The sequence below is a fragment of the Nitrosopumilus oxyclinae genome (assembly GCF_013407165.1).
GTDB lineage: Archaea > Thermoproteota > Nitrososphaeria > Nitrososphaerales > Nitrosopumilaceae > Nitrosopumilus > Nitrosopumilus oxyclinae.
On record NZ_CP026994.1, the window covers coordinates 217,115 to 238,271 of the forward strand.

A 21,157-nucleotide genomic window follows, 5' to 3' on the forward strand; every position below is an offset into this window, starting at 1 on the left:
TAGAAAAATAATGAACTTAAGCATATTGGAGTTTGCAATTTTTTTTAAAATACTAATACTGTTCTAAAATTGATATCTTGTCATTCTTTTTTTTATTCAAATCAGGATCTTCATACTTTTCCCAAATTCCCATCTTTAACCAACAACTGTTACAAGTAGTTAGTTTATCTTTTACTTGTTCATGTGAGATGGAATGGTTTTCGTGGCAAATTTTACAGGTAAAATATTCTGTAATTAACTCTGACATGCCTAAATTTTGAAATCATTCCATTAAAGCATCACTATACAATGTAAACTAGACACCAAATGATTTGGATTTTTTTTCACATTTAGGACAATTCATCCCTCTTGTCTCTAACCCACACTTTTTACAAAATGCATCAATTCCTGCAACTTCACGTGGATTGGTCCTTGAAATTTTTACAATTAGAATTAATACTATCAAAACTCCTATTGCAATTCCAATGTATGCAAGAACCATGTATACAATACTACTTCATATCTTAAAAATCCATTCTATACTGTCAAAACATACTGATTTGCCAAAATTCTCTTAATATCATCCAAGTATAGGCGCCTTGTACTGCTAACAAATTTCCAACGTGTTTGCATTTCATCTTCTAATATTTCATAAACCAGATCAATCTCTTCACCTGAATCAATTTCACGTTTAGCAATGACCATTAGTTCTTGTAGTCGTAGTTTCTTTCTCCAAGTGTGTGCACAATCAGTCATTTTATTTTTTAACTCAGTAATACTCTAAAAGGATCACTATACATTGAATCTATTTTTTGCAGACTCAAATGGAGATATTATTTCCAGGAACCAACTTGTTAATTTTAGGAATGTCATGAATTTCCAATCCTTCTAAATATTCTATCTGTTCTGAAATTAATTCTGAATCTCCAAATGAAATTAAAATTCTATCATTATGTCTTATTTCATAGATATTGATATTTGGGATTGATTTTCCATTCACTAAAAATATCATAGAATTATTTTTATCAACACAGTGTTGATTTGTACCTGATTGATAGTTTGACTCTATACAATTCTCCGTTATTTTTAATCCAAAAGATGCAAACAACATATCCAATGGAACATTAGTTGCATGTTTGTGAATTAGGTACGGATTGTTATTTTCGAAATGAATGTATTTACTTTGAATCTGAAACTGTGGATGGGAAAAATCTACCTGATCCCCGTTTACAAAAACTGCTAATGCTGCATGCGCATGTTCACTACCAAATTGTCCGACTCCATAATGCTTTGCCATCTTTTCCTCTAATGTCTTAAAGGTAGTATTATCAAGAATTTGTGAATCAATTTCACTTTGATTTAGAAAATAATATGCAAATACTCCTGCAGAAATTAAGACAAATGCTATTCCAAATATTGCAAGTGACTTACCTTTTGATTTTGATTCTATTTCTACTCCAAAATATGCGGCATCGCTCTCATCTATTCTTCCTGGAAGACTAAAATCAGAATCCTCTTTTGGTAAAGCCCCTTCATTCAAGTAATTCCTATAGTCTTTTAATCGTATAAATTTCCATATCTAGAATTATCTATATTCTCCACCACAATCTCCAATGACATCAAAGAGATCATTTGATTTTGCAGTAATTGAATCAATTAATGAAATGTCTTGAGAATCAAGTTTTACATCAAAGACTTTGGCATTGTCTTCTCTGTGTTCAGCAATGCCTAATCTTGCTCCGATAATTACACCTGCAACTTGCGGTTTATCTAATACAAACCGAGTTGCAATATTTGCAATGCTGCAATGGTGTTTTTCTCCAATTTTATTCAGTACGGATAATAATTCTTGGAATAATTGCCATCCACCCCATACATCAATCATGTTTTTGTATTTTTGAAGACTAGATGTCGTTAAATCACCTCTATGTGGTTCATCAACTCCTATGTATTTCTCAGAGAAAAACCCCCCAAGCAACGTTCCATAAGATAGAATCTTTATTCCATGTTTTGCAAAAAATGGAGTCATAATCTTTTGAGGTCTCTGATCTAAAATAGAATATTGGACTTGGTTTGATACAATGTTATGCCCATGCTCTTTCATTATTTTAACTCGTTCAGTATCAAAATTTGTTAGGCCAATGTGTTTGATTTTACCCTCACCTTGTAATTTTGATAAATTATTCATTGCATCAAGATAACTTGAATCACTATAATCCCACCAGTGAAACTGAAGCAAATCAATAGATTCTGTTTTCATTTTTTCTAATGACTGATCAATATAGTGTGAAACAATACTTTTACTCATTGGACCTGGATTTGGAACAAACTTTGTTAGTGATTGAAAATTATTTCCAACTGAATCTCTGAATTTTCCAATTAAAGATTCTGCAGGACCGTAAATGTCTGCCAAATCCCATGTTGTAAATCCTAAATCTTGATATTTTTCCATATCTGTTACTGCTGATTCTGAATCAATTTGACCATGGCCTCCAGCAACTTGCCACATTCCATTAAGAATTCTACAAATTTCTAAATCTCCTAGGAGTGTTTTCTCAATTGGCATAGTCTGATACAATTTTTCTTTGGAATATAGTTTACTTGGCTAATATTGAACAAAACACTGAGAAATTTAGAATATTTTGGATCTAGTAAAAAGTGTAGAATTATTTGCAAAGAGCAAACATGCAGGACAATTCAGAGAAGATGGTATCACACCATATTCAAAACATCTTGATGATGTTGTAAATAGACTCAAAAGTTTGGGTATTATTGATGAGCAAATATTTTGTGCAGGATGGCTACATGATACAATAGAGAAAACAGAAACAACTTTTGATGATCTGTATGAACAATTTGAAAGTGAAATTGCAGTATTGGTTTCATCAATATCTAAAGACATGAAATTAACTAGAAAAAAAAGAGAGCGAGCATATACAACACAACTCAAAGAATCATCATTTAGTGCAAAATTAATCAAACTCTGTGATATTTCTGCAAATCTGGGAGAATTGAAAAACTCTACATCATCAAAATCAAAAAAATTACGACTAGTTAAACAACAAAGACATTATCTTAGTATTATTAAAAATGATATTTTGGGAAATCCAAACTACCCATATGTTCAATCACTCATAGAGAGTGCAAATGTAATTTTTATAAAATTTAATCAAAGACCCATTTCAGTCCAGTTAAAGTCATGAACTAGCCTCAAATTATTTCAATAATCTTAAATTCCCAAATTCCTTAGTAAATACATGAGTGAAAATAAAGATTTTGAAATTCTAGATAAACTAAACAACAAGTATTTCACAGAACTAGAATCTTCAGTTCCACACATACAACAAACATTATTTGATTTACAAAACGAATGCTACAAGACATGGAGAAATACAATCACTGCAAATACATCTCTGTACAAAGAATTCTTGACTGATTCTGGATTAACTTTTCCAAAAAGTGCACAAGATATTGTAGAGAGTATGAGTGAGGAGGCTCTAAAATTTAGATCTATCTACAATAAACTTGCAATATCCAATATTGAATCAATAAAAAATACTGCAAAGACATGGAATGACAATGCAGAGGGATTTACAGAGTTGAATAGAAAAATTATGCACTATTGGCTATCAGCATTTTCGCCAAAAAGAAACTAGTCAAATATTACAACTGCAGTTATTGCTAAAAGACTTCCAATTATGGCAATTATTGCTAACTTACTTGTATCACTCCATCCTTCTTTTACGGTAACTTTCATGATATATGCATGACATTTTTTGAGTTCACTTAAGCCTATTGCTAGTTATCACAGAAATATCTAAATCACTACTATCTAAGATCTAATTATCTTGGAATTACCGCGAGGAATGAAAGACTTTGAGGGTGAGGAAAATGCAAACATTGAACACATTAGGAATCATTTCAAGAAATTATCAAATTTATATGGATTTTCATTTATGGACCCATCTCCAATTGAATTATTGTCTACCTTGGAAACTAAATCTGGTCCAGGAATTAGAGATGAAATTTACTTTTTCAAAGATAAGGGTGATAGAGAAGTAGCATTACGTTTTGATTTTACAATGGGACTCACAAGATATGCTACATCTCAAAAATCAATAAAGCTTCCAGCAAAAATATCTGCATTTGGAGGTGTGTTTAGATATGATGAACCACAAAAGGGCAGATATCGATACTTTCACCAATGGGATATTGAAATTTATGGTAAAGCTAGCCTTGAATCAGAAGCTGAAATCATAGAAATTACATCTAGATTATTTGATTCACTCTTACTCAAAGATATTACAATTGATATCAACCATAGAAATCTTGTAGAATCATTTATCAACAAAATCTTTGATTCAAAAGATCCAGAATTAGTTGCTGATATTTTACGTGCAGTAGATAAAATTGCAAAAAAATCAAAAGAGCAAATTCTAAAAGAATTTCAAGAAAAGGGATATGCAACTGAAAAACTAGAAAAAATTCTAGAGTTTTCTCAAATCAAAGGGTCAATTACTGAAGTTGAAAAAGCATTTGATGTTTCACAACTAGAATCATGGGATGAACTCAAAGCATTAATTGATTCACTAGAGAATAGAGGAGTTTCAAATGTTAGAATTAATTTTGGAATTGTTAGAGGATTAGATTACTATTCAGGGATTGTTTTTGAAGTATTTGATAAAAATTCAACATTAGGTGCTTTAGCTGGTGGAGGAAGATATGATACTTTGACTAAGGCATTCAACAGAGAAGATATTGGTGCAACAGGAGTTGCTGGAGGAGTTGAGAGAATAATTTTAACAATGCAAGAACAAAAAATAATTTCAGAAACTAAACAAAAAAGAGTTGCAGTATTGTATATCAATGAAGAGATGCAAAAAGTTGCTCACTCAATTGCATCATTACTTAGACTTAACAACATTCCAACTGACATTGATTTGGTAGGACGTAACATGAAAAAACAAATGGATATTGCAACAAATTCACAATTTGCAATTATAGTTGGACCTCAGGAATTGGAAAATGGAAATGTAGTTCTAAAAGATATGGTGAATGGAACTGAAGGAACTATCTCTTTAGAAAAACTAACTGAGGATCCAAAATCTATTCTTAATTTAGAAAAGCTCTAGTCAACATCATAATCTCAGGTCCACTTGTTAACGAACCAACCACTACACAGTGATTATTTACCAAAATCCCTGATGACACATATGGAACTCCATTGTTGATTGAACTCTGTTCAATATTTGTGCCTAATAGATTGGCTATTGTCTTCATATCTTCCTCATCTGCTTCTGGATGTATTGCAGCACCAGTTGCATTTGCAACAAGTACTACTCCTGTCTGATTAAATCCTGCAATTTTTTTCTGAATTACCTCTACTCCTAATACATCTGAAATTGTTTGGCAATCTTGTTTTGATAACCAAGGTGATACAACTGCTCCTTTGTCATTTGCACAGATTACATTTCCTAGTGCATTAAACTTAGTATCAAGCACACCAACTTCTAAATCTGTTTCATCTTTTAGATAATCATATTCATTTTGATATGCAGTATTTGGAAGTAAGATTCCTTTATTGTTCATAACTGATAATGCACCGATAAGTCTAGTGTTTGCAATTGCAGTATGATGAATTTGAATATCTAGATACTTTGCAAGCTTATCAGCTTTGGTTTGAGCAAATCCCATTGGAACTAGACCAATACTATCGTTAACAGTAATGTACACTCCAAGGTTTGGTCCCCTATACACATCATATTTGATAATATCCATATCCAGAGAATTAACACTTGATCGTTATGAACGTAAGGAAATTTTTCGTTCCTAATTGATCGATTCTTCACTTGCCTGTTAGAAAAACAGCTGTCTAGCTTTAAATAATAACTACTAGAAAATTGTATCATGCCAATAGCAGAAAATTTCCCTGAAGGCCTAAAGCCAACTGGAAAAATTAACCTCGATGATGGAAATTTCCATATCATGTGGGGTCCAGGTAAAACCAAAAACACTGATGGTTCACAAGCTGAAACATTAGCAGATGCAGACGTTGTTGCAGCATATGCAGCAAGAGGTGAAGAACAAGTTCCTCTTGGTGTCAGCGGTACAATGGTTGCAGTAGATTGGGATTCTTGTGTTGCAGATGGTGCTTGCATTGAAGCTTGTCCTGTACAAGTTTTTCAATGGTACAGAACCGAAAAAGATATTCCAGCAAAAGATGTAGTTGGTCAAACCTTTACAGGTACTGGCAGTGATGTAAAAGACGAGCGCAAAGACCTAACAGATAAAGCAGATCCAATCAGAGAACATGATTGTATTTGGTGTATGGCATGTGTCTCAGTGTGTCCACCAGCAGCTATCAAGGTCGATCAATCAAATGTTGAAAAACATGAAAGTGCTGCAAAAACTTTGTAATCTCTAGAATCTAAACCTAAAAATTTTTAATTTTTATATTATTTTTGAATTTAGTCCCAACTAATTTTCTCTAGCTTTAAATAATATTCTACAAGTATAATATTATGGTAGATCTACAAATTCCTGAAGACTTTTGTCATAATGACGTAAAGCCAAAAGGAAAAACAAGTCACGCAGATGGTGAAAACCTTCATTTTATCTGGGGTGACGGAAGATCCGATGGTGCAGCATTCTCAAACGACGATGTAAAAGCAGCCTATGAAGCAAGAGGAGAAACACAAGTTCCTCTAGGAATTCATGGTACTACTGTTGCAGTCGATTGGGATTCATGTGTTGCAGCCGGTTCATGCATGAGTGTATGTCCTGTTCAAACCTTCCAATGGTACAGAACTGAAAAAGATATTCCAGCAGACAAATGTTTGGGAGAAACTTTTGAAGGTACTGGTAAAACAGAACAAGATGAAAGATTAGATTATACAGACAAATCACAACCAATCAGAGAACATGATTGTACAGTTTGTATGGCATGTCAAGAAATCTGTCCTGAAGGAGCTATTCGAATTGAAGCATCAAATCAAGAATGGCACGAGAAAGCAGCAGGAACATATGTTAAAATGCCATCAAGTGGTGGCGGACCTCACGCACACGATTAAAGAAAATTTTTCTTTTTTCTTATTTTTCTATTTTACATCAACAGATTTTAACCTCTATTGATCAACATTTTTTGCAGAGGTCGCCTAGCTCGGTAGGGCGCGGGCCTTGAGAGCCTGTGTGCGCAAGCATACGGGGGTTCAAATCCCTCTCTCTGCGTTTTTAATTTTCTACTTTAGCTAATTCTGCTAACATTGCAGATAATTGAATTTCAGAATTTGCTCCAACTAGAACTCTATAATCGTACTTTGCAATTATCTCTAAAATGTCTGCCAATTTTTCATGTTTTGATTTGAATACTGCAGAGTTGATGTATTTTAGAAAATCCGATTCTGACATTCCATAAACTTTGATTAACTCAATCATTTTTTCTCTAGCTTCTGGAACTTTTCCAGACAATGCAATTTTTAGAACTTCATCAACATCAGAAGTTTTTGTCAAACCTGCTGAAGAAATTACGTTCTCTTCAGTAATTCCGCCAAGACTTGCTGTTGCTTGCATTAAGTTAATTGCATGCCTCAAATCTCCTTCAGAATAATCATAAATTGCTTTGAGACCTTTTTTGTCCGTTTTTACTTTCTCCTTTTTAGCAATCTCTTCTAGTCTTCCGATTATATCTGCTTCAGGAATTGATGTAAATTTGAAGGTGGCACACCTACTTTGAATGGGGTCTATAATTTTTGAAATATTATTTGCAATGAAAATAAATCTGCATATTTTTGCAGTATCTTCTATAATTCGTCTTAGAGCTGTTTGTGCATCATTTGTCATTTCATCAGCTTCATCCAAAATAATGATTTTGAATGGAACTTCAGCCATTCCTGCAAATCTTGAGAATTTCTTTACTTTCTCTCTGACCATCCCTATTCCTCTCTCATCAGATGCATTAAGCTCTAGTGTGTAGTCTTTAGCATAATCTCCTAGAATTTGTCTTGCAATACATAATGCAACTGTTGTCTTTCCGACACCTGCAGAACCTGAAAACATCAAGTGTGGCATGTCTGTTGGATCTTTGATTAAAGCTTCTAGACTACCAATAATTTCTGTTTGATTTACAACCTCTGATAGTTTCATTGGTCGATATTTTTCTACCCACATTCCAGTTGCAGTCATGAGTATCAAAGACTAAATCCCATTAATAAATCCGAATTGGTTATTGTCATATGCATCATATTAAAATCAAATTTAGCATAATTGTATGCGATCAGCCTGGAATTAATTAGGATCAATTGATCTCACTAAATTGTTAACAGAATTGATCGATCCGGTACTTGTGGATCTAAATCAGAAAAAGTGATCTCAAATGGAAATAGATAAAGTAGAAAAAGTGCATTCAATTGGATATCGCCTAAAGGATGCTAAAGTTACGATTAATCAAGATTTCAAGTATAATGTTGCAGGTATGAAAATTGAGGGTACTCAAGGCGATACAAATAACATGCCTCAATGGATAGGAAAAATTCTCTCAGAGAATAAAATAGGGACATTAAATTCTCCAGATATGATCACACAACTAAAACAAGCTTTATCAAAAGAAAAAATGGTTGGTGAATATCAAATCTCTACACTTGATCCGCACTTTTACATAAAACTGAAAGAATCAATGAAGGAACTAAACCACGATGATTTTGATAAAGTTGAAAGTATGATGTTGGAATTATTTAGAATGAGAAGGGGTAAGCTAGTAAAGATTGCAGACTCTATGAAACTTAATTCAGAACTATACAACAAATTAACTGTTGAGGAGAGTATCTTTTACAAAACAATTCATGAAAACAGTGTAGAGTTTGAAAAGCAGATAAGAGGAGAACGAAATGAGCATGGCTCAAGCTAGCACATTTACAGATTCTGCTTTATCAGATAAAGTAAAAGAATTCTTAACTCGATTCAAGGATAGAGATGGCAACTACAAGTATGTAGATGCAATCGACGAGATGATGCCAAAGAATGCAAAATTCATCATAGTTGATTACAATGATTTGGTGGTAGAACCACAAATTGAGATTATATTTTCTCAAAACCCTGATAGATTGTTTGAAGCATTTGGAAGGGCAATTAAAGAAGCACTTCAAACAAGATTTCCTGAATATGCAGAAAAAATTAAAGATGAAATTCGTGTTAGATTAATTAATTTCCCATTAGAGCGAAGTCTAAGGCAAATTACTGCTGAAACTATTGGAAAGATTACAAGTGTTTCAGGAATGGTGGTAAGGGCATCTGAAGTAAAACCTCTTGCAAAAGAACTAGTCTTTGTATGTCCTGATGAACATCCAACTAAAGTAATTCAGCTAAAGGGCATGGATGTTAAGATGCCGATTGTTTGTGATAATCCTAGTTGCAAACATAGAGACTTTGAGTTAAAGCCTGAATCTAGCAAGTTTATCGATTTTCAAATTTTGAGATTACAAGAACTTCCTGAAGATTTACCTCCTGGACAATTACCTCACTATATTGATGTCACAACTAGGCAGGATCTGGTAGATAATTCAAGACCTGGAGATAGAATTATTCTAACTGGTGTAGTACGAGTTGAGCAGGAATCTGTGGCAGGAGTTCAGAGAGGACATAGTGGGCTATACAGATTAAGAATTGAAGGTAATAATATTGAATTTTTAAGTGGACGTGGTTCTAAAACTGACAGAAAAATTGGTAGAGAAGAAATTTCGCCTGAAGAAGAAAAATTAATCAAATCACTTAGTCAAAGCTCCGATGTCTATCAAAGATTAATTGATTCATTTGCACCACACATTCAAGGTCAAGCACTAATCAAAGAAGCTATTCTATTACTAATTGTTGGTTCTAATCAAAGATTGCTTGGTGATGGAAGTAAGATTAGAGGTGACATTAACGTATTTTTAGTTGGAGATCCAGGTACTGCAAAATCTGAAATGCTAAAGTTTTGTGCAAGAATTGCACCCCGAGGTTTGTATACTTCTGGTAGAGGTTCTACAGCTGCAGGTCTTACGGCTGCTGTAGTTCGAGATAAAACTGGAATCATGATGTTGGAAGCTGGTGCAGTTGTACTAGGTGATCAGGGTTTAGTAAGTATAGACGAATTTGATAAAATGAAACCTGAAGACAGAAGTGCATTGCACGAAGTTATGGAACAACAGTCTGCAAGTATTGCAAAAGGTGGTATTGTAGCTACACTAAATGCAAGAACTTCAATCTTGGCTGCCGCAAACCCTATGTATGGAAAATATGATCCTTTCAAAAATATCACAGAAAATGTTAACTTGCCAATTCCACTGCTTACAAGATTTGATTTGATCTTTGTAGTTCGAGATATTCCAACTAAAGAAAGAGATATGATGATTGCAAAGCACATTATTAAAAGAAATTCTTCACAAGGAACAGACAAAAAATCTGTCATTGAAGTTGATTTACTAACAAAATATCTATCATATGCAAAACGTGGAGAACCTGAATTAACACCTGAAGCTGAGGCTAAAATCCTTGATTACTATCTTCAAATGAGAAATGTAGAATCTGAAGAGATGATTACAGTTACTCCTAGACAATTAGAAGGAATTATCAGACTTTCAACTGCTAGGGCAAGATTACTCATGAAAGACCAGGTCGAGGAAGAGGATGCTGAACGTGCAATCTTTCTAATTCAGAGTATGCTTCAAGATGCAGGAGTCGATGTTAATACTGGTAAAGTCGATCTTGGTGTGTTACAAGGAAAACCAAGAAGTGAGGTTTCCAAGATGCAACTATTCATGGATGTTCTTAAGGGTCTTGAAGGTGATAACAAAGTTCCAGTTGAAGAGAAGACATTTGTAAAAGAACTTGAAAAGAGTGAAAAATTCACTGAAGAAGAGGCAAGAAACTACATTAGAAGAATGCTCAGAGAAGCATCTATTTATGAATCAAAACCCGGTCACTATAACCGAGTATGAATATAGATAAGCTAAAACTTTCAGAATCAGCAATTGAATTTTTAAAATCACAAGGTTTTACAAAATTATATCCTCCACAATCTGATAGTGTAAAGTCTGGATTGCTAGATGGTCAAAGCATTCTAGTATCAGCTCCTACTGCCAGTGGAAAAACTTTGATTGCAATGCTTGCGATGTTGAGTTATTTATCTAAAAATAAAGGGAAGGTGATCTATCTTAGTCCATTACGTGCATTAGCTGCTGAAAAGTTTACAGAATTTAAAAAATTGGAAAAAATTGCACTAGGAAACAAAGTAAAAGTTGCAATATCTACAGGTGACTTTGAAAATATTGAAAAAAACTTGGAAAAAAGTAATGTGTTAATTTTAACAAATGAAAAAATGGATTCTATAATTAGACATGGTGCTGAATGGGTTGATGAAATTGGATTAGTGATTTCTGATGAAGTTCATTTGATTGGAGATGAGAATAGAGGTCCGACACTTGAGATGATTCTTACACAACTCAAACTATTAGAAACAAAACCTCAGATTGTAGGTCTTAGTGCAACGATTACAAATTCAGATGAGATTGCAGACTGGCTTGAATGCAAATTAGTAAAAAATGATTGGAGACCTGTTCCACTTTCTGAAGGGGTATGTGACGGAGGTCAAGTTACAATGAGTGATGGTAAAACCTTTGAAGTTGAGCGTAGTTTAATGGGAACACCTATTGATTTAGGCGTGCAATCAGTACATCAGGGAGGACAATCCTTAGTTTTTGCTGAGACTAGAACTCGCTCAAAATCTCTTGCAACAAAAGCAGCAGATGCAATTTTTCAGATATTAGAAAAAAAAGAAATTACAGAATTAGAAAAAACATCAAAAAAACTTCTATCAGAAAATGAGCATACTGAATTAGTCAAAACATTGGCATTATTAGTAAAAAAAGGAGTTGCATTTCATCATGCAGGACTAAATCAAAAATGCAGAGAAACTATAGAGGCAGAATTTCGTAAAGGCACCATCAAACTTTTATCATCTACTCCAACTTTAGCTGCTGGTGTCAATCTTCCAGCAAGACGAGTTGTTATATCAAACATTAACAGGTATAATGCCAAAGTAGGTGCTAATAGACCAATTAGTATTTTAGAATACAAACAACTTTGTGGCAGAGCTGGAAGACCACAATACGATGATTATGGGGAATCAATTATTGTTGGAAATGGTAATGCAGAAGATCTAATAGAATATTACATTAATGGAGAACCTGAAGCAATCGTATCTAAAATAACAGATGATAAATCTCTACGAACTCATATTCTAAGTGTTATAGTCACACATCCAGGAATTAAAAAAGAAGAGATTTTAGAATTCTTTTTACAAACATTGGGTGGACTACAATCAAGAAAACCTACAATTAAATTTGCAATTGATATTTCATTACGTTTTCTTTCTAGTAAGTTTTTGATTATTAAAAAAGGTGAAAGATATGCCGCTACTGAATTTGGAAAAAAGACATCAATGTTGTATATTGATCCATTAACTGCAACATACTTTAGAGATTCAATTGAAAATGTATCTCAAGAAAGAAAACATACTTTTGGATTTTTACACATGATCACAAATTGTGAAGAATTTTTCCCAAAGTTCACCTTACGTCAAAAAGATTACGAAACTGCAAGTTTAATGATTGATAACAATTCATCACAACTCTTAGAACCAATATCAGAGTATGATTGTTCAAGAAGCCTTTTGGCATTACAATCTTGGATTGCTGAATCTACTGAATTATCTCTTTCAGATAGCCTCGGAATTGAGTCTGGGGATATGCATAGGATGACTGAGAATGCAAATTGGCTATCTTATTGTCTTAGGGAAATTTCCAAGCACGTTGAGAGGGCAGATTTACTTGAAGAATTGAGTGATTTGAGAAATAGAATAGTCTATGGAATTAGAGAGGAACTGCTTGATTTAGTCAGAGTTAAGGGCATTGGAAGGGTTAGAGCTAGAATTCTATTCAAACACGGTGTCAAGAATTTGGATGATTTGAGAAAAATTCCTGTGAATAAATTAGCAGAATTTGATAAAATTGGTTCAACCATTGCGGATAACATAAAGGCAGAGTTACGAAAGGTTAGATAATTGATTGATTTACTGATTCCGACAATAATTTCTTGTATTGTGGCATTCTTTGTAGTATTTCTTTTGACTCCTCCTTTAATTAAAATTTTAGAAAAAAGAAATTTTGCAGTCAAGGATATGAATAAAAAAGAAGATGTAATGGTAGTAAGACCTGGTGGCCCTGCAATTCTTGCAGGAATCATTGCATCTGAATTAGTTCTTTATGCATTTTTACAAATGAATGAAATTCTTGCTATACTAATTACAACATCGGCTGCATGTGTTATCGGATATGTTGATGATAGAAAAGTAATGGGTGGTTGGTTTAAGCCATTGACATTAGCAATTGCTGCAATTCCAATCATTGCACTTGGTGCATATGATACTGATCTTGCATTTCCATTATTTGGGACAGTACAAATTCCTGCCTTGTATCTTGCATTAATTATATTTATGATCCCAATTACTGGAAATACAATTAATTCGATTGATGTTCTAAATGGTGTTGCAAGTGGATTTATGGTCATTGCTAGTTTCTCATTGTCAATTTGCTTATTCATTGTACAAAACTATGAAATTGCAATTGTAAGTTTACCGCTTGGATTTGTTTCATTAGCATTTTACAAATATCATAAAATCCCAAGTAAAATTTTTCCAGGAGATTCTGGCGCATTAACTTTAGGTGCAATGTATGGTGCAATTGCAATTGTAGGTGGTGTTGAAATAATTGCAGCAATTGCACTTTTGCCTGCAGTGATCAACTCATTTTTGTTCCTATCAAGCGTAAAACGAGTAGTAGAACATAGACAAATCAAGGGAAAACCTGTAGAACATACTGAAGACTTTCTACTAAAGGCAACTAATGACAAAAAGGCCCCTGTTACTTTGGTTAGACTGATTCTTGCAGGTGGACCAATGTCTGAAAAAAATGTAGGATTGGCAATTTTTAAACTAACAATATTTTCAGGAATTTTAGCAGTGATTACTGCGTTTATGATGGGAGTAACATTTTGAAATCTGGACTTTTTATTTTCTTGTTTGCAATGTGGGGGTTGATAATTGTAGGTGGTGGAATTATAGTTATGATTCTAGGACCAATTTCAATTTCAGGATTTGGTGAACTTAATTGGTTTATTGCATCTGTCATAAAAGCTGTTATTGCAATAGTTCTAGTTGTAATTTGGGTTTTAATTTTATCAAAGATGAAAAATTGGATATTTAGAAACGAAATTAAACTTTAACTTTCTTTCCACTGTCTTTGTTTCTTGTCATATTCGTCTCTACTGTATCTAATTGAAGCAGGAGAACCTATCACTACTGTATTTTCAGGAACATCTTTTGTCACAACTGCTCCCATTGCAACAACACTATTTTTTCCTACAGTGACACCTGCTTTGATTACTGCACGTGCACCAATAATTGCATTATCTTCAATTGTTACTCCTATCATTTTATTACACATTGGATAAGGATCATTTGTTAATACTGCTGCAGGTCCAATGAATACATTTTTTCCAATTCTTGAAAGTGGTGGTATGTATGCTTGACCTTCGATTTTGGTATTTTCACCAATCTTTACATCATAATCAACATGTGCTAAAGAACCAATTTTGACATTATCTCCAATTTCTACATTATCTCCTACATATGAAAAATGCCAAATCTGAACATTTTCACCAATCTTTGCTTTCTCTGAAATAAAATTAGTAACCATTATCTCACAAGTGCCATGGGTTTGCCTTTGTAATAATTTTTTCAGGTAATCTATCCTTAAATTTTTTCAGAAATTCTATTTCTTGTTTCTTATCTCGAAGTTCATCTGGTAACATTATTGGAATCTCTTCAATTATTGGGTAAAATCTAGAACATTTTGGGCAAAAAATAACCCCTTCGGAAATAACATTGTCTTTTTCCTTTATTTCAAATAATTCTAAAGGATGTGTTTTGTCAATCGGACAAGCCAAAATATCCATCATAGTTTTGTTCATTTTAGATCCAGATAGATTGGTATTCCCTTTTGACTAGATAAAAGTGCAGCTTCGGCAATTTTTGTAACATTTACTGCCTCTTGAGATTTTACCACTTGGTTGTTTTTCCCTTCAATTGCCCCAAGAAAACTTTGAATTTCTAATAACAATGGTTCTTGTTTTTCATTTTGTATAATTTCTGAATTTTCATCTTTTTCTACGACAATTTCTTGGGTGATAAAATCAGATGAAATAATTGCATCTGTACAAACTGCATTAAATTTCCTTAATTTTTTAGGGGTTATCCAATTGGATGTTATGATTGCAACTTTATCATTTTTGTATCCTAACATGATACTTGTAAAGTCTTCATGTTCATGTTTTATTTTCCCTGCTCTGGCAAATACTACCTGAGGCATTTCATCAAATAACCAATTTGCAGTATCGATATCATGAACTGATGTATCATAAATAATCCCCACATCTTTGATGTGCAGAGGCATTCTATTTTCTCTGTGAAATTCAAGCATTACTAAATCACCGTATTTTTTCTCTTTGACCATTTTTTTAACTACGTCAACTGCAGGATTGAATCTTTCAATATATCCACATGTTAGAATAACTTTATTTTTTTCTGCAATTTTAACAAGGTTTTGACCATCTTCAGATTTGTATGTCATTGGTTTTTCAACAAAGACATGTTTTTTTGCATCTAACAACTTATGTGTAATTGCAGTATGAGTTGATGTAGGTGTTACTACAAATGCACCATCAAATTCCTCTTTAACTAATAATTCATCTAATGATGTATAATGATTAACCGAATACTTTTCTCCATATTCTTTACTTTTTTGAGAATCTGAATCACATACAGCTACTAGTACTCCTAATTGTGATAAAATTCTTGTATGGTTTTTCCCCCATCCGCCTGTTCCAATTTGAATAATTTTCATCTAATATACCTCAGTTAACCAATGAGTATAATCATCATTTTTGTTCATTACTATCTCTGTATACATTTCCATCATTTTTTTAGTAATGTCTCCAGGTTTGCCATTTCCAATTTGTTTTGAATCCATTTTAATGATTGGTGTAATTTCAGCTGCAGTTCCAGTTAGGAAAATTTCTTCTGATGTTATCAATTCACTTCTTGTAATCTCTCGCTCAATCATATCTATATCCAAATCTTTTGCAATTTTGATAATTGCATCTCGTGTAATTCCTTCAAGTGCTGATGATGCAAGCGAAGGAGTGATCAATTGACCATTTCTAACAATGAAGATATTCTCACCTGGGGCTTCACTGACATTTCCATTATGATCAAGTAAAATTGCCTCATCAAACCCATTTCGCTTTGCCTCTTGGGTTGCAATGATAGAATTTAGATAATTTCCTCCCATTTTGGCTTGAGGTGGGGTTGACATGTCTGAGAATTTTCTCCAAGATACGACTCCTGCTGTAATTCCATTTTTATTAAACAAATCCCCAAAAGGAAAAGTAAAGATTGCAACATTTGTTGGAGCTTTTTCAGTAACATGGAGATTAATTCCGTAATCACCTACAAAGTAAAACGGTCTTATGTAACATGATTTTTTTATTTTATTTTTTTTACAAATCCCAATAATTGCATTAGTAATTTCATCATCTGAAAAATTAAGTGAAATATTATAAAATTGTCCTGATCTTCTAAATCGCTTTACATGTTCATCTAATCTGAAAACATTGAGATTTTTCCCATTCCAGTATGCTCTAATTCCTTCAAATATTGATGTCCCATAATGAATTGCATGTGTTGTAATTGGAACTTGTGCTTTTTCTGTAGGGACATATTTTCCATCAAACCAAACATATTTTGAAAGAGGAATTGCCATGGAAAAATTCTACCACGAGTGTATTAATCTCTACTTATTTTGAATACCCTTCTTTAGGAAATTTCATTCCTACAATCCGTGTAGTTTGATCTTCTTCTTTTGCAAATTTTTCAACAGTCTTCCATTCTTCATCAATAATTTTGACTATCTCTTCAGGAACATCTTCTTTCCAAGCAGATTTTTTCCCTAATGCTACATCATACAATTTTTCTTTAACTGATGTTGCAGAGAGTGCTTTACGTTCACCAATTTTTGGTCTTAATCTGTACATTTTCAACATGTAACCTTCTGCCTTGTCACCGGTATATGAAAAATAATCACCTTCAACTCCATCAAGAATTTGTTTTCTTAGTTTCCATGATTTCCTTCTTACCAGTGGCGGAAGATATTTTTTGAATGGTGCTTGAAATGCGTAATCATCAGTTATTTTGATTGAATCTCCAAAAATAGATTCAAGCATTTTTTTCCTAGTTTTAAAATCAAACGGAAAACTCTTACTGTTTATTTCTCTGTCTTCATCTTTGAAGACTACTGGCATTACTTTAACTACATCTGCTTGTTTTTTTAATTCTTTAATAATTTCAACATGTGCATTCGTTACTGGATTTAGATGTGCGAGATATAGTGCCGTAATCAATTACATCACGTAAATAATTCTCATATTTCAATGATTGAATTTAAAAAAGTTTTATCCGTATGATTCGTATTTAACTTCAAAGCTTCCATCTTCACGTTTGTCATGGTCTGTGACAAAACCTTTGGGATTCAAGAAATCCATTACCCCATCAATGGTTCCTTGCCATCCACAAACATAGAAAATTGTATTTTCTTTAGTTATTTTATCATCAATTAATTCTTCTAATGGTGAAATTCCATTGTCTCTTGGTCTTAGGAATGTCTCAACTCTACCAACTTGACCTGCCCATGATCTGTTAAACCATTCTTGTGGTCTACTAATTGCAGCTCTGTACCTGAAATTCCATTGATCTTTTCCTTTAGCAATACTTTCATTTTCAAGATTAGTTAGCAAATCTTTGTAACTTAATTCATCAACATAACTGGCACCATGTAAAACTATGATTTCACGTTTATCTCCAGTATCATGAAGATGTTGTGCAAAACTTACAAATGGTGCAAGACCTGTTCCTCCACCAATACAAACAATTCTACGGTTATCTTTTTCCCCATTTGCCAATTCTTCATTAATTAGTAAAGCTCTACCTGTTGGTTTTAACCAGAGAATTTCATCTCCTTCTTTTACATTAAATAATTGAGTAGTTAATCTACCTGGAAGTGGTTTTCTAACCCATCTGATAACTAATTCAATATAGTCTCTATTTTCTGGATGTGATGCAATTGAATATGCACGTCTAACAATTTTTCCATTTTCCACAGGATTTGGTAATCCTAAAGTGATGAATTGACCTGCTTGATATTCTGGAACAGGTCCATCATTTGGAACCATTCTAATAATTACAAGATCTTCTTTTAATAATTGGACATAAGTGACAGTTGCTTTGTTATCTACGACCATAACGATTGAATCAGCATTTGCACGGTTAAATATATTGTGTTAATTTCATAACACGATTTCCTAATTGACCGCTAAACGTTAATAACCAATTTGTAAAACTTATTTCAATCAGATTTCTGATTATTGGGCCGGTCGTCTAGTCCGGTAGGATATGTGCATGGCATGCATGGGATCGAGGGTTCAAATCCCTTCCGGTCCATTTATTTTTTAATTGCAGATAAAATCATTTTTTCAATTTCTGGATCTTTTTCTTTTAAAATATCATTGATTTTTTCTTCTGATAATGCAATTTTCAAGTTAATTATTGCTTGGAGCGCACTTTTCTTTACTTCTATGTTGGAATCTGATAATGCTTCAAGAAAAATCTCTTTAGCTTCAATGGCTTTTAGATGACCTAAGGCTCCAAGAGCACATGATCTGACCATAGAACGTTCATCATTTACAAGTTTAATTATTTCAGGTATTGCAGATGTTTCATTTCTATTTGCTAGTACTAGTGATACAAAACTTCTGATGTTTTTATTTGCGGTACTCAAATTATTGATCAAAAAATTCGAAATTTTATTTTTATTTAATAATAGTGAACTAAATGCTTCCCCTCTAACTGCAAGATCATCGTCATCTAATTTTGAAATTATTTTTTCTAATAAATTGGGATTGTCCTCATTATCTAGAGTCTCTAAAATTTTGATTTTTTCTTTACTGTTTCCAAATTCTAAAACTTTTAAAATATTTTCCAAGTTCTGACTAAATTCCTTCTTTCTAGTTAATAATGCTTCAAATTTTTCAATTTTTTTTCATTTATTTTGAAAATCCCCTTTTAGCTTTAAATTATCCTAAAATACCAAATTTTGCATGTCAAATGAAACCCGAGACACCGTATTCATTGGTAAGAAACCATTGATGGCATATGTAACATCAACGCTAATTCAATTGGCAAACTTACCTGCCGTAAGCATCAAAGCTAGAGGACTCAGCATAGGTCGTGCTGTAGATGTAGCTCAAATCATTGCTAGAAAGACAGAAAATGCAGGCTACACTATCGGAGAAATTAAAATTGGCTCCGAATCATTAGAGTCTCAAGACGGTAGAACAAGAAACGTTTCAACAATAGAAATTGAAGTAAAGCGAAATACAAGCTAGTTGTACTTTACTTGAAATTTTTTATTTTATTATTTCTTTGATCTTTTATACTTATTTTCCATTTTTTCAAACTTTGAAAGTTCAACCAAGTCATTAAACTGATTAAAATTGACAACTTTTTGTTTATACTTTGAAGTATTACCTGACTTTTTTAATTCAGTTAGGATATTCATTGTTGCAAATGTATTTGCATACAAAACAGATAATGGATAGAGAATAATGTTAAACCCCATTTTACTTAATAATTCTGCTGAACTTAATGGAGTTGCTCCACCTTCTATCATATTTGCAACAAGTGGGGCGTTGATTTCTTTTCCGATCTTCTTCATTTCATCAATTGATCTTGGTGCTTCAACAAATACAGCATCTGCACCTGTTTTCTTGTTTTGTTTTCCACGTTCAATTGCTTCATCTAATCCTTCAGTTGCCCTTGCATCAGTTCTGGCAACAATGATGAAATTTTTATTTTCTCTTGCATCAATTGCAGCAGATAATTTTTCTGTATATTCTTCTTGAGAAATTACTTCTTTTCCTTGCATGTGACCACATCGTTTAGGCCATCGTTGGTCCTCTAAGAATATGCCTGATGCTCCTGCTAATTCTAATTCCTTTACTAATTTCCAAACGCTTAGTGCATTTCCATATCCAGTATCTGAATCAACAATTACAGGAACCTGTACTGCTCTACATATTCTTCTGGCATTATCTATAGTTTCCGTGGCACCAATAAATCCATAATCTGGCATTCCAAATAATGTGGCAGATGTTCCATACCCTGTTTGAAACATTGCATCAAATCCTACTTTTTGAGCAATTTTAGCACCTAAAGCATCATAGACACCTGGAATGACAAGTGGCTTTTTTGATTTTAACATGCTTTTCAAATTTTTCATAATTGTGTTCTTTTTCTGAATTATTTATGATTTTAATTGAATTGATGATAAAGTAGAATCAAATCATTCGATCTCAATCTTTTTACTTTTTTTCTTTATTTCTTTCTCTTGAACTTTTTTTAGTTCTGATTCTAGAAATTGCTTGTATTTTTTGGTTTCATCCTCTGTCATGTTGGCAAAATTAGAACTTAGTATAGATCCCATTGCAGCAATCTTTTCTAGTAGATCTAAAGCAACAAATCTTCCAACATTTCCTAATCGAAATAAAACCTCAAGTTGTTTTTTAACAATGTCATTTACTTTGTCTACATCTTCTGCCGTATCTTTCCCTTTTTGTGTTAATTGATATTTCCCATCCTTTGTTTCTTCAATTAATCCTTCATCTAGTAATCTACCCAACAAAGGATAAATTAATCCAGGTGATGGTTTCCAAATTCCATTACTTTGTTCAACGGCATAATCGATAATCTCTTTCCCAGTATGCGGAGTTTTTTTTAATAATTCTAAAATGAAATATCTTGAAAATCCTCTTGGGACTGAGCTTCCTACTCTTTGAAACCACTCAGAAATCATCACTAGTGATATCACTAGTGATATATTTTAATATTTTGGATCATAGTTCTGCTACGAAAATGGCTGATTTCTTCTCGTGCTTCAATTCGGCTGATATGAGTAAACAGATCGTCATTTTTTAAAAT

The 21,157-nt window shown here is 33.0% G+C and carries 27 protein-coding genes and 2 tRNA genes; 13 read left to right on the plus strand and 16 right to left on the minus strand.

Going from position 1 to position 21,157, the window contains the following annotated elements; genetic code table 11:
* Positions 1-52: 52 nt before the first annotated feature.
* The 5 genes from C5F49_RS01280 to C5F49_RS01300 form a co-directional block, all read right to left on the minus strand.
* On the minus strand, positions 53-247 hold the full coding sequence (locus tag C5F49_RS01280; protein ID WP_179362961.1) for a hypothetical protein: 195 nt from the start codon (positions 245-247) through the stop codon (positions 53-55).
* Positions 248-295: 48 nt separating this feature from the next.
* Positions 296-481, minus strand: coding sequence for a hypothetical protein (locus C5F49_RS01285; protein WP_179362962.1), 186 nt, complete (start codon positions 479-481; stop codon positions 296-298).
* Between the two features lie 35 nt (positions 482-516).
* Positions 517-735, minus strand: a complete 219-nt coding sequence (locus C5F49_RS01290; RefSeq protein WP_179362963.1) for a hypothetical protein — start codon at positions 733-735, stop codon at positions 517-519.
* Positions 736-799: 64 nt separating this feature from the next.
* Positions 800-1,519 (minus strand): hypothetical protein, encoded by a 720-nt coding sequence (locus C5F49_RS01295; protein ID WP_179362964.1) that lies wholly within the window; start codon positions 1,517-1,519, stop codon positions 800-802.
* Between the two features lie 45 nt (positions 1,520-1,564).
* Complete coding sequence (locus tag C5F49_RS01300; protein WP_179362965.1) at positions 1,565-2,545, minus strand: aldo/keto reductase; 981 nt, start codon at positions 2,543-2,545, stop codon at positions 1,565-1,567.
* 76 nt (positions 2,546-2,621) lie between these two features.
* Between C5F49_RS01300 and C5F49_RS01305 the strand changes: the two genes are divergently transcribed.
* From C5F49_RS01305 to hisS, 3 genes are all read left to right on the plus strand, one after another.
* Positions 2,622-3,182: an HD domain-containing protein gene (locus C5F49_RS01305; RefSeq protein ID WP_179362966.1), complete on the plus strand. Its 561-nt coding sequence runs from the start codon at positions 2,622-2,624 to the stop codon at positions 3,180-3,182.
* A 54-nt stretch (positions 3,183-3,236) separates the two neighbouring features.
* Complete coding sequence (locus C5F49_RS01310; protein ID WP_179362967.1) at positions 3,237-3,635, plus strand: hypothetical protein; 399 nt, start codon at positions 3,237-3,239, stop codon at positions 3,633-3,635.
* A gap of 192 nt (positions 3,636-3,827) precedes the next feature.
* A complete protein-coding gene (gene hisS, locus C5F49_RS01315; protein ID WP_179362968.1) occupies positions 3,828-5,111 on the plus strand; it encodes a histidine--tRNA ligase in 1,284 nt (427 codons plus the stop codon).
* Here the strand turns inward: hisS and C5F49_RS01320 are convergent.
* Positions 5,092-5,757, minus strand: a complete 666-nt coding sequence (locus C5F49_RS01320; RefSeq protein ID WP_179362969.1) for a translation initiation factor IF-6 — start codon at positions 5,755-5,757, stop codon at positions 5,092-5,094. The genes hisS and C5F49_RS01320 overlap by 20 nt on opposite strands.
* Positions 5,758-5,886: 129 nt before the next feature.
* Here C5F49_RS01320 and C5F49_RS01325 point away from each other — a divergent pair, with 129 nt between their 5' ends.
* The 3 genes from C5F49_RS01325 to C5F49_RS01335 all read left to right on the plus strand — a co-directional run bounded on the left by C5F49_RS01325 (position 5,887) and on the right by C5F49_RS01335 (position 7,206).
* On the plus strand, positions 5,887-6,396 hold the full coding sequence (locus C5F49_RS01325) for a 4Fe-4S dicluster domain-containing protein (RefSeq protein WP_179362970.1): 510 nt from the start codon (positions 5,887-5,889) through the stop codon (positions 6,394-6,396).
* Positions 6,397-6,500: 104 nt separating this feature from the next.
* Positions 6,501-7,049: a 4Fe-4S dicluster domain-containing protein gene (locus tag C5F49_RS01330; protein ID WP_179362971.1), complete on the plus strand. Its 549-nt coding sequence runs from the start codon at positions 6,501-6,503 to the stop codon at positions 7,047-7,049.
* 73 nt (positions 7,050-7,122) lie between these two features.
* Positions 7,123-7,206: transfer RNA gene (locus C5F49_RS01335), tRNA-Ser, on the plus strand.
* Between the two features lie 3 nt (positions 7,207-7,209).
* Here the strand turns inward: C5F49_RS01335 and C5F49_RS01340 are convergent.
* A complete protein-coding gene (locus C5F49_RS01340; RefSeq protein ID WP_179362972.1) occupies positions 7,210-8,160 on the minus strand; it encodes a replication factor C small subunit in 951 nt (316 codons plus the stop codon).
* Positions 8,161-8,350: 190 nt separating this feature from the next.
* Here C5F49_RS01340 and gins23 point away from each other — a divergent pair, with 190 nt between their 5' ends.
* Genes gins23 through C5F49_RS01365 form a run of 5 tightly spaced genes read left to right on the plus strand, consistent with a single transcriptional unit; the run spans position 8,351 to position 14,292 of the window.
* On the plus strand, positions 8,351-8,881 hold the full coding sequence (gins23, locus tag C5F49_RS01345) for a DNA replication protein Gins23 (protein WP_179362973.1): 531 nt from the start codon (positions 8,351-8,353) through the stop codon (positions 8,879-8,881).
* Complete coding sequence (locus C5F49_RS01350) at positions 8,862-10,949, plus strand: minichromosome maintenance protein MCM (RefSeq protein ID WP_179362974.1); 2,088 nt, start codon at positions 8,862-8,864, stop codon at positions 10,947-10,949. Before gins23 ends, C5F49_RS01350 begins: the two co-directional genes overlap by 20 nt.
* Positions 10,946-13,072, plus strand: a complete 2,127-nt coding sequence (locus C5F49_RS01355) for a DEAD/DEAH box helicase (protein WP_179362975.1) — start codon at positions 10,946-10,948, stop codon at positions 13,070-13,072. The genes C5F49_RS01350 and C5F49_RS01355 overlap by 4 nt, the downstream gene beginning before the upstream one ends.
* Positions 13,073-14,065: an MraY family glycosyltransferase gene (locus C5F49_RS01360; RefSeq protein WP_179362976.1), complete on the plus strand. Its 993-nt coding sequence runs from the start codon at positions 13,073-13,075 to the stop codon at positions 14,063-14,065.
* A complete protein-coding gene (locus tag C5F49_RS01365) occupies positions 14,062-14,292 on the plus strand; it encodes a hypothetical protein (protein WP_179362977.1) in 231 nt (76 codons plus the stop codon). The genes C5F49_RS01360 and C5F49_RS01365 overlap by 4 nt, the downstream gene beginning before the upstream one ends.
* Here the strand turns inward: C5F49_RS01365 and C5F49_RS01370 are convergent.
* The 6 genes from C5F49_RS01370 to C5F49_RS01395 are packed head-to-tail and all read right to left on the minus strand — an operon-like array spanning position 14,289 to position 18,423.
* Positions 14,289-14,765 (minus strand): acyltransferase, encoded by a 477-nt coding sequence (locus C5F49_RS01370; protein WP_179362978.1) that lies wholly within the window; start codon positions 14,763-14,765, stop codon positions 14,289-14,291. The genes C5F49_RS01365 and C5F49_RS01370 overlap by 4 nt on opposite strands.
* 4 nt (positions 14,766-14,769) lie before the next feature.
* Complete coding sequence (locus C5F49_RS01375) at positions 14,770-15,039, minus strand: Trm112 family protein (protein WP_179362979.1); 270 nt, start codon at positions 15,037-15,039, stop codon at positions 14,770-14,772.
* Positions 15,036-15,971 (minus strand): Gfo/Idh/MocA family protein, encoded by a 936-nt coding sequence (locus C5F49_RS01380; RefSeq protein ID WP_179362980.1) that lies wholly within the window; start codon positions 15,969-15,971, stop codon positions 15,036-15,038. The genes C5F49_RS01375 and C5F49_RS01380 overlap by 4 nt, the downstream gene beginning before the upstream one ends.
* Complete coding sequence (locus C5F49_RS01385; protein ID WP_179362981.1) at positions 15,972-16,889, minus strand: branched-chain amino acid transaminase; 918 nt, start codon at positions 16,887-16,889, stop codon at positions 15,972-15,974. It lies immediately after the preceding gene.
* Between the two features lie 34 nt (positions 16,890-16,923).
* Entirely contained in the window at positions 16,924-17,526 is a 603-nt protein-coding gene (locus tag C5F49_RS01390) for a nucleotidyl transferase family protein (protein ID WP_179362982.1), read from the minus strand.
* A gap of 51 nt (positions 17,527-17,577) precedes the next feature.
* Positions 17,578-18,423, minus strand: a complete 846-nt coding sequence (locus C5F49_RS01395; protein ID WP_179362983.1) for a ferredoxin--NADP reductase — start codon at positions 18,421-18,423, stop codon at positions 17,578-17,580.
* Positions 18,424-18,548: 125 nt separating this feature from the next.
* Between C5F49_RS01395 and C5F49_RS01400 the strand changes: the two genes are divergently transcribed.
* Positions 18,549-18,622, plus strand: a tRNA-Ala gene (locus C5F49_RS01400).
* Position 18,623: 1 nt separating this feature from the next.
* Here the strand turns inward: C5F49_RS01400 and C5F49_RS01405 are convergent.
* Positions 18,624-19,163 (minus strand): HEAT repeat domain-containing protein, encoded by a 540-nt coding sequence (locus C5F49_RS01405; protein WP_179362984.1) that lies wholly within the window; start codon positions 19,161-19,163, stop codon positions 18,624-18,626.
* A gap of 115 nt (positions 19,164-19,278) precedes the next feature.
* On the opposite strand from C5F49_RS01405, the gene C5F49_RS01410 reads away from it, so the two are divergent.
* Positions 19,279-19,566, plus strand: a complete 288-nt coding sequence (locus C5F49_RS01410) for an AlbA family DNA/RNA-binding protein (RefSeq protein ID WP_179362985.1) — start codon at positions 19,279-19,281, stop codon at positions 19,564-19,566.
* Positions 19,567-19,595: 29 nt separating this feature from the next.
* Here the strand turns inward: C5F49_RS01410 and C5F49_RS01415 are convergent, their stop codons facing one another.
* Both C5F49_RS01415 and C5F49_RS01420 read right to left on the minus strand, forming a co-directional pair.
* Complete coding sequence (locus tag C5F49_RS01415) at positions 19,596-20,441, minus strand: isocitrate lyase/PEP mutase family protein (RefSeq protein ID WP_179363569.1); 846 nt, start codon at positions 20,439-20,441, stop codon at positions 19,596-19,598.
* A gap of 81 nt (positions 20,442-20,522) precedes the next feature.
* Entirely contained in the window at positions 20,523-21,032 is a 510-nt protein-coding gene (locus tag C5F49_RS01420) for a PadR family transcriptional regulator (RefSeq protein WP_179363570.1), read from the minus strand.
* Between the last annotated feature and the right edge of the window lie 125 nt (positions 21,033-21,157).